This window comes from Halorubrum sp. Ea1 (assembly GCF_002252965.1).
Lineage (GTDB): Archaea > Halobacteriota > Halobacteria > Halobacteriales > Haloferacaceae > Halorubrum.
In genome coordinates this window covers 18,868-30,049 of sequence record NZ_NHPG01000077.1, presented here as the reverse complement: position 1 = coordinate 30,049, position 11,182 = coordinate 18,868, and the positions used below count along the sequence as shown (strand labels likewise).

Sequence of the window (11,182 nt, the reverse complement as noted above, 5' to 3'; positions counted from 1 at the left end):
CCTGAAACGGCGTTTAAGACGCTGCACCGCTGGATACGGACTCAGCCCTCAACGCGAGATCTCCCACGAAAAATCGTCGGGGTTCGAGGCGAAGTCGGCCCCGGCCGCGTCAGTCGTCGGCCGGGGTCCGCGGCTCGGCCGGCGGCTCGGCGTCGTCCGCCGGGTCGTCCACGGCGTCGGCGTCGGGAGTCTCGTCGAGCCGTTCGTCCGCCTCCTCGGACCGGTGGCGCTCTCGGATCTCCTCGATCGAGCGCGCCTCGATGTTGTGATGACACATGACAACTATTGGCAAGCGCTAGGCACAAAAAAGCATTACGCCGATTCGGTCGTCGACGGGCGTGAAAACGGCGTTTCAGGGTTTGACGAGCACCTTGATCGCCTCGCGCTCGTCCGTCATCCGGTACCCCTCGGCGACCTCGTCGAGGCCGACCGTCTCGGTGAACACCGGCGCGGGGTCGAGCGTGCCTTGGAGCACGTCGGCCATCAACTCCTCGGCGTACGCGCGGACCGGGGCGACGCCGCCGGCGAGCCTGACGTTGTCGCCGAACAGGCCGAACACGTCGAGCCCCTCGTCGTCGACCCCGTAGGGGACGCCGACGTAGCCGATCGTGCCGCCGGGCCGGACCGCGTCGATCGCGGTGTTCATCGCGCTCGCGGCGCCGACGCACTCCATCACGTGGTTCGGGCCGCCGTGGGTGAGTTCGCGGATCCGCTCGGCGGCGGCCTCGCCGCGCGCCGAGACCGTCTCGGTGGCGCCGAACTCCGCCGCGAGTTCGAAGGGGTCCTCGCGGTGGCCCACCGCGACGATGCGCTCGGCGCCGAGCCGACGCGCCGCGAGGACGCCGCAGAGCCCGGCCGCGCCGTCGCCGATCACGGCCACCGTGGAGCCGGCGGTCGACGAGCCCGTACTGGATGAACGCGAGCGAGGAGCTCGACAACCCGAACGGCTCGCTGATGAACCCGATCTTCACCAGCGTCGTCGCCTCCAGCGGGTACGCGACGAGCGGGAAGATGAGGAACGGCACGAACAGCGCCGACCCGCTGATGCCGACGGTGTTGACGGTGGTCGCCCCGGTGACGAACGCGACGAACAGCCACCAGTACGCGGTCCAGTAGTCGATCCCGGCGTCGGCGGGCGTCGGTGCGAAGCCGTACACCCCGGCGACGAACGCGAGCGGGGCGAGAAACACGAGCAGGTGCTGATAGCGTAGGAAGCTACGCTGCACCTCGCTCGACAGTGAGGGGCTCATTGAATCGTGAACGACCGGTAGCCGAGATGCGTATGAATTAGTTATTATTACTAATAATTCGGATGAAATCATCGAATTCTCGACCGGAGGAGGGTACGGTGTTCGGATTCGTTTCTCGACGGTGAAATATCAGCGAAGTGGTTGAAAAATTGAGTTCACGCCGCTCGGGCGGCCGCTTCCCGCGCGAGGGAGGGGGCCGCGAGCGGCGGGCCGACGCGCCCGACCGCCGACGGCCCGGACGGTCAGCGCCGCCGCAGGTAGAGGGCCCCGCAGATCAGGGCCGCCCCGGCGAACAGCACGAAGGCGGCCGCGGCGGGCGACGGGAGCGAGCCGAACCCGCTCACCTCCACCGGGACCTCTCGCTCCGAGTCACCGTCCCCCGCGTCGGCCCCGGTTCCCGCCGACTGGCCGGCGGGCGGCGATTCCGTCCCGTTCGCCGCGGAGTCCGACGAGGAGCCGCGCTCCGTGCCGGACTCCGAGCCCGAATTCGAGTCGGAGTCGTCGGTTCCGTCGCCGTCGGAGCCGTCCGTCTGGTCGTCCGCCGCGTCGTCGTCCGACCGGTCGGTCGAGCCACCGTCGTCGGTGACCGCGACGGAGGCGCCCCGTTCGGCGGTCACCGCGTACGCCCGGCCCTCCTCGTCACCGAGCGTCTCGACGGAGACGGCGACGTCGGTGGAGCCGACTGACTCGCCCCTGACGGTGACCGTCGCGACCGTCACCGCGCCCGCGTCGTCCGTGTCCAACATCGCCGCGCGGACGGACGCGTTCGAGCCGTCCGGGGCGACCGCGACGTCACGGGCTCCGGAGTCGCCGGCGACCTCCGCGTCGACGACCGCCGCCACGTTCGGGTCGTCGACGGCGACCGTCAGGTCGTACGCGCCGACGCCGCCGTCGGCGTTCCCGACGACGACGTCGACAGTCGTCGTCTCGCCGACGACCGTCGGCTCGTCGGCCCCGGCGAGTCGCACCGGCGTGTCCGTCGCCGCGACGGCCGGGACCGCCGTCGCGGTCAGCAGCAGCACCCCCAACAGGACCGCCGTCGCGGGCGCCGTCGGAGCGTCGATACCTGACATCTGTCTGATTCACCCCGTCTCCTCGGCGAACAGCGTCTGGATGTCGAGCAGCGAGAACTCGCCGTCCCCGTTGAAGTCGAACGCGTCGGGCGAGTTCTGCACGACCGAGCCGTCGCGGTCGGCGAACAGCGTCTGGACGTCGAGGACGTCCACGCTGCCGTCGCCGTTCACGTCCTCGTAGACGCCGTCGCCGTCCGGGTCCTGCGCCGGGGCGTCGGAGTCACCGACGACGAGGGTGGACGCCTCGAGCGTGGCGCCGGACGCGGCCGTCACCTCGTACGCGTTCCCGGACTCGTCGCCGAGTTCGGAGACGTCGAGCGAGACGTCCGTGGTCCCCTCGGCGGCGGACTCGACGGTGACCGTCCCGAGCGTCACGCTCCCGTTGTCGTCGGTGTCGACGAGGACCGCTTCCATCGTCGCCGAGGAACCGTCCTCGGCGATCTCGACGTCGGTGAGGTTCTCGTCGACGTTCGAGACGCTGGCGTCCGTGATCGACGCCACGCTCGGGTCGTCGACGGTGACCGTCATCGAGTACACGCCGACGCCGCCGTCGGCGTCGTCGACCACGACGTCGTACTCGGCCGAGTCGCCGACCGCGACGAGTTCGCTCTCGGGCGAGAGACTGACCTCGGTGGATGGCCCGTCGGTCGGCGGGTCCGGGTCGGGCGCTTCGCTGACGGAGACCGTCTGTGTGGTCTCGGCGGTCGCGCCGTCGTCGTCGGTGACGGTCAGGGTGACCGCGTAGTCGTCGGCGGCGGCGAAGGCGTTCGTCACCTGCTCGCCGGACGCGTCGGTCGTCCCGTCATCGTCGAAGTCCCACTCGTAGCTCTCGATCGAGCCGTCGGAGTCGGTCGAGGCGGACGCGTCGAACGTCACGTCTTCGCCGACCGTCGGGTCAGCGGGCGTGGCGTCGAACGCGGCCGACGGGTCCTGGTTCGCCGGCTCGTCCGCCGTCACTTCGAACGTCGTCGACGCGCTGTCGTCGTCGGTCGAGACCGTCACGTCGTGATCGCCCACCGTGAGACCGGCGGTGGCGACCGCGAAGCTCACCTGCTGGCTCGCGTCGCCGTCGAGCGTGACCGACTCATTGTCGACCTCGCTTCCGTCGACGTCGAGCGCGACCGTCTGCGTGTCGGACCCGTCGCCCGCGTTCTCGACGGTCGCGGTCACGGAGGCGTCGTCGCCCTGCGTGACCGGTGACTCGGCGTTCAGGCTCGAGACCTGGAAGCTCGCCGGATCGGGCGCCTCGCTCACGGAGACCGTCTGGGTCGCCGTGTCGGTGGCGCCGTCGTCGTCGGTGACGGTCAGCGCAACCTCGTAGTCGCCCGCGGCGTCGTACGTGTGACTGGCCGACGCGCCGGTGGCGGTCGTGCCGTCATCGAACTCCCACTCGTAGCTCTCGATCGAGCCGTCCGCGTCGCTGGAGCCGGAGGCGTCGAAGCTCACCTGCTCGCCGACCTGCGCGCTCGACGGGCCGCTAACGGCGGCCGTCGGTGCCGTGTTCGGGTCCGTGACGGTCACGGTGGCGCTATCGGTCTGAGAGATGGTGTAGGGAGTACCACCCTCGTCACCGAACTCCAAGATCTGGTCTGGCCCACCAGCCTCGGCCGGCGAGACGATCGACAGTGAAGTCGTGCCGGGTGACTGGCCTTCGAGTGTGACGGTCAGTACGGTGACTGCACCGGTGTCAGTGGTGTTGTCGAACGCGTAGAGAACGTTCGCCGAGGACCCGTCGTTCGAAATCGAGGGCTGGGAATTCCCAGGCGACTCACCCGCACTGATGCCAGTGATCTCCGCGACAGCCGGATCGCTGAGTTGGATGCCGATCTGTCCGGAACCGACGCCGCCGTCGGCATCGTCGAGGACGACTTGGACGGTCGTCGTCTCGCCGGGTGTGAGGTCTGATTGAGCGGGCGATACGCTGAGTGTCGTCACCCCGGCCGCACTCGCGACGCCACCGACCATCGAGAGGACGGTGAGCGTCGCCAGTAGGACCGCGAGCGTTCTGGTATACCGGTTTGCTGTGTTATCGTTCATTATTTTTCGTCGTTGGGGTTCGGTTCGAACCAGTTCTTGCGGTCGAAACACGGGATTCGGACTGAGAATCCTCTGGAGTACCCGCGTCGCGTCGGAGTGTCGAGTCGAAAGACTGTGACATGGAGTGATCAGCTCCCTCCGACGAGTTCGGCGAACAGCGCCTGAGCGTCACTGGTGGTGACGTTTCCGTCGCTGTTGAAGTCGAACGCGTCCGCATCGTCCTGGACAGTCGGGCTATTCAAGTTGGCGAACAGTGCCTGTGCGTCGGTCGTGGTCACGTTCCCGTCGCCGTTGACGTCCTCGTAGACGCCGTCGCCGTCCGGGTCGGTCGGCGCGTCGCTGAAGTTGCCGACCGGCCCCGGGCCGTCGTCCGGTTCCCCGAGCGACTCGACCCTGACGGCGCTGATCTTCGCGTTGTCGTTGGTCGCCGCGAAGTCGACGTTCAGCGTGCCGTCGGTCACCTCGACCGTGTACGTCTTGTCCGACGCGTTCGCCGGACCGACCTCGGAGTAGATGTCGTACTCCGTGAGGACCTGCTGGCCCTCGACCGTCACGTCGAACAGCCGGTCGTTCTCGTCGGTCCCGTCGGTCGGTCCCGTGGAGTCCGGGTCGTCGCTCGAGGAGACGCCTTGGTAGATCTCGGCGAACTGGAGCGTCACCTCGTAGGTGCCGTTATCGACGGCCGCGGAGACGTTCGGCGCGCTCGGGGTGTCCTGCGCGCTGCTGCCGTACAGCTCGTTCTGATAGAGCGTCTCGTCGTCGGTACCGCCGATCGCCAGGTCCGACGGGATCCCGGCGTCGCCCGCGGTGGTCTCCGACCCGCCGGTGAAGACGCCCGCGGTGCCGCTGGAGACGTACTCCGTCCCGTCCGCGGCCGTGTAGGCCGGGCCGCCGGCGTTGACCGCGAGTTCGACCTCGCCGTCCTGATTCGGTTCGTCGACGTGGACGGCGAACTCCTCGGTCGCGGTCGCCTGGCCGTCGTCGGCGGTGACCGTGACCGTGTAGGAGCCGACCGTCCCGTCGCCGGGCGCGATCGTCAGCGTGTCGTCGGCGTCGTCGACCGTGACGAAGCCGGGGCCGCTCACCGACAGCGTCGGGTCGTCGTCGGCGTCGGCGTCGGAGACGGGCACGTCGACCGTGGCCGACTCGCCCTCGGTGACGCCCTGGTCGGTGATCGCGCCGATCGTCGGCGGGTCGTTGGGCTCGGTCGGTTCGAGCTCCAAGACGACCGCGTTCGAGGCGAGACCGGTCTCGCCCTCGCCGTCCTCCGCGGCGGCGACGAAGTAGTTCAACCCCCCGTTTTCCGCGGAGTCGGTCAGCGTGACGGGCACCGTCGCGGTGCCGTCCTGTCCGACCGTCGTCGTGTACTCCTCGACTTGGACGGCGTTGTTGGCCTCGTACTCCTCAACGTCGTAGCCGGGCGTGCCGTCGTAGTCGGGCACCTCGATCAGGTTCAGTTCGCCCTCGATCCGCAGGAGCGTGACTGTCTCGCCGGGCTGACCGTCGATCGTGACGGTCTGGTTCGCCGCCGCGACCGTCGCGGCGCTGTGCCGGGCATCGAGGGCACCCGCGTCCAGCGGGACCCCCTCGACGCCGATCGTCGGCGCCGGCGCCACGTCGGCGTCGGCGACCCCCTGCGAGCCGCCCGCACTGCCGTCGCTGAACACGCTCGTCTCCGCGGTCGCCCCGTCGGCGAACGCGGCCGTCATCGTCGATCCGGACAGCTCCAGCCCCGAAATAGGTCCGGCCTCGCCGCTCTGGGCGCTCGAGCCGCCCTTGATGCTGGTCGGGTCGTTATCGATGGCGAACGCGAACGATTCGCCGGGCTGGAAGTCGTCGAACGTGACCGTGATCACGTCGTAGCCGTCGGACCCGTTGACGCCGTTGTGCGGGACCGAGACGCTCCCGTCGACCAGGCCCACGGTGCTCGCACTGCTCCCGGGCGTGAAGCCCTTCGCACCTTGGTCACCGGCTGTGCCGTCCGGATCGGAGACAACATCGGGGAAGGCAGCCGTGCTCAGGTCGAGCGTGACTTCCTCGATGTCCTCGTCGCCGGTGTTGGTGATCTCGTACGACCCGTCGTCGTAGGTCGTCGCATCGATCCCCTCGCCGGCGTCCACCGTCAGCGTCGCCTCGCCGTCGGTCGGGCCGGTCTGGGCCTCCGTCACCTTGATCGCGGAGACCTTCGCGTTGTCGGCGCTGGCGGTGAAGTCGACGTTCAGCGTGCCGTCGGTCACTTCGACCGTGTACGTCTTGTCGGTCGCGTTCAGCGCCCCGACATCGGCGTGGATGTCGTACTCCGTGAGGAGCTCTTGGCCCTCGATCGACGCGCTGAACACGCGGTCGCCGGTCTGATCGCTGTCGCCGTCGTTCGAGGAGACGCCCTGGTAGATCTCGGCGAACTGGAGCGTCACCTCGTAGGTACCGTTGTCGACCGGGACGTCGTAGCCGAAGTTCCCGCCGTTCTCGCCGCCGAACCGCTCGCTCGTGTAGAGCGGATCGTCGTCGGTACCGTCGATCTGTATGTCCGAGGGGATACCGGCGTCGCCCGCGGTGGTCGTGTCCCCGCCGTCGAAGTAGTCGTCGGCGGCGTAGGTCGTCCCGTCGCTGGCGGTGTACTCGGTGCCGCCGGCGTTGATCGCCGCGACGACCGCTCCGGTCGACGTGTCGCCGTCGGTGTCCTCGACGGTGACGGTCACCGTGTCGGTGTCGGCGGCGTCGCCGTCGGAGACCTCGACCTCGAACGTCAGCGTCGTCTCCGCGGAGACGGCCGGCGCCGCGAACGTCGGCTGCGCGCCGTCTTGGACGCTCAAGCCGACGTCGGGGCCGCCGGTCTGGGTCCACGAGTAGCCTAGCGTGTCGTCGGCGTCGGGGTCCGACGACCCGGACGCGTCGAGGGTCACCGTCTGCCCCTCGTCGACAGTCTGATCCGCGCCCGCGTCGGCCGTCGGCGGCGTGTTCGCCCCGACGGCGGTGACGGTCAGTCGGTCCCACGAGGCCGAGAACGTCTCGTCGGCCTGGTTGGCCGTGCTGATGATCCCGACCGCGGTGCCCACTTCGACCGAGTTCCCCGAGGCGTCGGTGATGGAGTTGTTTGCGAACCAGCTCTCGGGCGCCGCGAACGTCTCGCCGAACTCGACCGTCTCGGTTCCGTTGACCGAGTAGGCGGCCGTCACGGCCGCGTCCGCGGAGCCGTCGTTCGGCGTCGGATCGGTGGTCGGGTCGACCGTCAGGTAGAGGTCGATCTCCTGGCCGCTCCCGACCACACCGGGCTCGGAGAGCACCACGGAACTGCTGTCGGCAACCGTCCCGCCCTCTTCGAGCAGGAACTGGACGCCGCCGTTCGGGTTCCCGCTGGCGTCCTGGGCCGAGGCGACCAGTTTGACGTAGTTCTTCTGGTCGCCGGTCCCGACCTGCATCCCGGCGGCCTGGTAGTTCTCGGGCGTCATGTCGTCGGGGAACGGCGCCTCGACGGTCGTCCGGACGACGAACGGCTCGTCCGGCGCGTCGACGCCGTACTGGAACGCGTACGCCTGAGAGTTCTGGTCCGTGTACGCGTCGCCGAACGGCACGGCGTCGACCGAGAATTTCTCGGTCGCGCCGCCGGCGCGGACCTGTGAACCGTCGTACAGGTCGGCGTAGTCCGTCCCGTTCGTCATCAGGCCGGAGAATCCGAGACCGAACAGCGACTGCGGGTACTGCCCCGCCGCGAACTGCCGGTCGACCGGGACAGTGGTGTCGAGCCCGTTCTGTGGGTCGATCGCGAACGGGTCCTCGGTGTCCGGGATCCCGTCGTTGTCGTCGTCGGGATCGAGCGAGTCGGGATTCCCGTCCTGATCCCTGTCCTCGGGCTGTGAGGCCTGCGAACAGGGGTCGGTCCCGACCGCGTTCTCGTCGGCGTTCGTGTAGCCGTCGCCGTCGGCGTCACCGTCCGGGTCGTACTCCGGCGAACTCGGATCGTTGGCCGTACACGTCCCACCGACCGAGCCGTCGTAGTCGTTCGGTTCGAACACCGTGACGTCGTTGCTACCGTAGGTAGCCCCCCAGACGGTGCCCGGGAACGGCCCCTCATCGTCCTGCGCGTGAACGTCGAGCGGATTGTTCCCGATGTTCTCGAAGATGTCTTCGGTGTCGGTGGCCTCGGTGCCGTCGGCGTTCAGTTCGACGCGCTTGACGTCACCGGAGTTCCACATCGCCAGCAGCAGGTCGCCCTGCATCGCGCCGCCGAAGTTCGACGCCTCGTAGACGTCCATCCCCTGCGGGGTCGGGCCGTACGTCTCCAGCGCGGCGCTGGGGTTGTCGCCGGCGGGGTCGCGGTAGTCGCAGTTCACCGCGTCGTGGAGCCCGCTCTCGACCGCGCCGCCGAACTCGCTGGTCGCGTTCCCGCGCGTCGGGTTCGGGTGCCCGCCGTAGTAGTCCTCGCCGTCGACGTGGTAGACGCCCGGCGGGGAGAACTCGTCCTGCTCGTTCTCTGCGTTCGTACACGTTCCCGCGGGGCCCTCGTTCACGACCACGCCGCCCCAGCCGGGGTTCGCGCCGTTGTCGGTCGAGTACAGCTGCCCCTCGGAGTTCAGCGCGATGTCGTACGGGTTCCGCCACCCGGGCGAGTACACGTCGACCGGGCCGTTCGAGACCCACTTCGCCATGTTATCGCCGTCCTGACCGCCGAACGGTCCGGCGGTCGACGTCGACGACGGATCCAGCGTCGGCAGGTCGTAGACGTACGACGCGTCGGTGTTGGCGGCGTTCTTCTCCGACATCGAGTCGATCTGGTCGAGGTCGACCGAGATGATCGACGCCGAGAGCGCGTACTCGGGCGTGTACGCGAAGTTGTTCGACGGGGCGCCCTTGTTCGTGTGGCCGCCCTGTGCGACGTACAGCACGTTCTCCTCCGCGTCGTACTGGACGCCGTTGCTGGCGTGGTTCTCCTCCGAGCGCGGGAGGCCGCGCACGAGCATCTCGTGGTCCCAGCTCCCGTCGCCCTGCTGGGTCAGCCGCGAGACGACGCCGGAGTTGGTGTCGAGTCCCACGTCGTTCCCGCCGCCGCCGGCGCCGATCCGCGGGTCGCTCGACGTGACGTACATCACCGGCGCCGAGGCCGTCCCCTCGACGGTGAGGCCCGTCACCTGACGGTTGGTGACGCCCGGGTTGTACTCGCCGTCGTCGTCGTGGTTCGGGAGGTCCTGAACGGCCGTGATGACCTCGGCGTCGGTCGCCTCGTAGTCGTTCGGTCCGTTCCGAGTAATCTCGAAGGCCTTGATCTCCCCGCTCTGCTGGGAGACGTACAGCCGACCGTCCGGGCCGAAGTCGAGCGACGTCGGGTTCCCGAGGTTGACGTCGAGACCGCTGACGCCGAACCCGACGGGCACGTCGCTCGCGCCCTCACCGGTCAAGTCGGCCGTCAGCGGGGAGTTACTCCCCGTATGGGTGACCTCCAGCGTCGCCGCCTTCGGCTGTGCGTCCGACGGGGTGAACGTCACCGGGAAGTCGGCGGACTCGCCGGGAGCGAGCGTCGACTGTGACGCCGATCCGGTCGAGAACTCGTCGGCGTCGGACCCCGTCACCGAGACGTCCGAGATGTCGATATCCGGATCGCCGCTTCCACCGAGGTTGGTGAGCGTCACGGTCTCGGTGCCGCTGTCACCGGTGACGACCGTGCCGAAGTCGACCTCGCTCGGCCCGCCGAGCGTGTCCGGCTCCGGCTCGGACTCAACGATCTCGATCGCGTTGATCTGGGGATTCTCGTTCACGTGCGCGAAGTCGATATCAATCGTCCCGTCGCTCGTGACGTTGAAAGACTCCATTCCGGCGGTCTGGTCGCCGTACTCGGCAATCGGGTCGAAGCCCTCGACGGTCTGGTCCTCGACGCTGACGTCGAAGACGCGGTCACCGGGGGCGCTAGTCTGGGAGTACCCGTCGTAGAAGTACAGCCGGACCTCGACCTGCTGGCCCGACTGGACGGCGAACTCGTAGTTCAACTCGCCGTCGGTCGGCGGATCGTACCGTTCGTTCGTCCAGACGCCGGAGGGAACGTAGCTCGGGACGGAGCTATCGAACCCGTCCGGTGCCGGGTTATCCGCTGTATCACTGTCTCCGTTGACGATGTACTGGCTGTCGTCCGTCCAGTCCGGTCCGCCGTCCGTTGCTGATACCACACCGCCCGCGTTCACGCGGTGAACGACGTCGCCGGGGGCCGCGGCGGCCCCGCCGGGTATCGCGGCCGTGCCCGCGATCATCGACGTCACCATTACCACCGCGAACAGAACCGCAAACGCCTGTTCTCTGCCCGCTCGGCTCATCCTCGCGGGCCTCCTGTTCGACCGATCGTGTTTGTTGAGGTATATATCATCGCTCTCGTCCCCGCCGAAGCGGCCTCGCGTCGGCGGAACGTAGGTCGCTACAGTAGACCGATAATTAAGTAGAAACTGAATAATCAGATAAATTATTTTTCAGGGACCCCTCGTTGGCGTTCCTGACACCCCTGAACGGGCGCCTGAAGGCGCCCTCAGGACGGGATCGCAACTCGCTCTCCACGGTGATCGGACCTGTCGAACGACTTTCACCGAGATCGCGTGACGACGGACAGGCGACGGTTCAATTTATATATTATTTCTCGGATACAATACCGAGACGTTCCGACCGGATCCCGTTATACAGGTGATACCGGCGGGTCGGAGGGCTGCTGCGAGGCGGTCGTCGCTTGATTCCGCTTCCCGTGGAGACGAGAGCCGATCGGGCCGTACCGCGCCCCGATCACGGTCGCCCGCGCCCGGTCGCCCGCTCAAACGTTTCCCGAGGATGAAACGACATATCAGCGATGAT

Annotated in this window: 4 protein-coding genes and 2 pseudogenes; all 6 read right to left on the bottom strand. The window is 68.2% G+C overall.

Going from position 1 to position 11,182, the window contains the following annotated elements; genetic code table 11:
* Positions 1-109: 109 nt before the first annotated feature.
* The 6 genes and pseudogenes from DJ73_RS20310 to DJ73_RS10005 all read right to left on the bottom strand — a co-directional run bounded on the left by DJ73_RS20310 (position 110) and on the right by DJ73_RS10005 (position 10,659).
* Positions 110-277 (bottom strand): hypothetical protein, encoded by a 168-nt coding sequence (locus DJ73_RS20310; protein WP_170938305.1) that lies wholly within the window; start codon positions 275-277, stop codon positions 110-112.
* Between the two features lie 75 nt (positions 278-352).
* Positions 353-889, bottom strand: a pseudogene (locus DJ73_RS10025) (zinc-binding dehydrogenase); the annotation flags it as partial.
* Positions 885-1,250, bottom strand: a pseudogene (locus tag DJ73_RS20980) (sulfite exporter TauE/SafE family protein); the annotation flags it as partial. The pseudogenes DJ73_RS10025 and DJ73_RS20980, both read right to left, overlap by 5 nt.
* A 242-nt stretch (positions 1,251-1,492) precedes the next feature.
* Complete coding sequence (locus DJ73_RS10015) at positions 1,493-2,323, bottom strand: hypothetical protein (RefSeq protein WP_094557873.1); 831 nt, start codon at positions 2,321-2,323, stop codon at positions 1,493-1,495.
* Positions 2,324-2,332: 9 nt separating this feature from the next.
* Positions 2,333-4,360, bottom strand: a complete 2,028-nt coding sequence (locus DJ73_RS10010; RefSeq protein WP_094557872.1) for a PKD domain-containing protein — start codon at positions 4,358-4,360, stop codon at positions 2,333-2,335.
* A gap of 128 nt (positions 4,361-4,488) precedes the next feature.
* Complete coding sequence (locus DJ73_RS10005) at positions 4,489-10,659, bottom strand: malectin domain-containing carbohydrate-binding protein (RefSeq protein ID WP_094557871.1); 6,171 nt, start codon at positions 10,657-10,659, stop codon at positions 4,489-4,491.
* Positions 10,660-11,182: the final 523 nt, after the last annotated feature.

Bases quoted from the DNA above. Each gene is read 5' to 3' on its own strand.
- DJ73_RS20310 (WP_170938305.1), bottom strand. From the start codon at position 277: ATGTGTCATCACAACATCGAGGCGCGCTCGATCGAGGAGATCCGAGAG.
- DJ73_RS10015 (WP_094557873.1), bottom strand. From the start codon at position 2,323: ATGTCAGGTATCGACGCTCCGACGGCGCCCGCGACGGCGGTCCTGTTG.
- DJ73_RS10010 (WP_094557872.1), bottom strand. From the start codon at position 4,360: ATGAACGATAACACAGCAAACCGGTATACCAGAACGCTCGCGGTCCTA.
- DJ73_RS10005 (WP_094557871.1), bottom strand. From the start codon at position 10,659: ATGAGCCGAGCGGGCAGAGAACAGGCGTTTGCGGTTCTGTTCGCGGTG.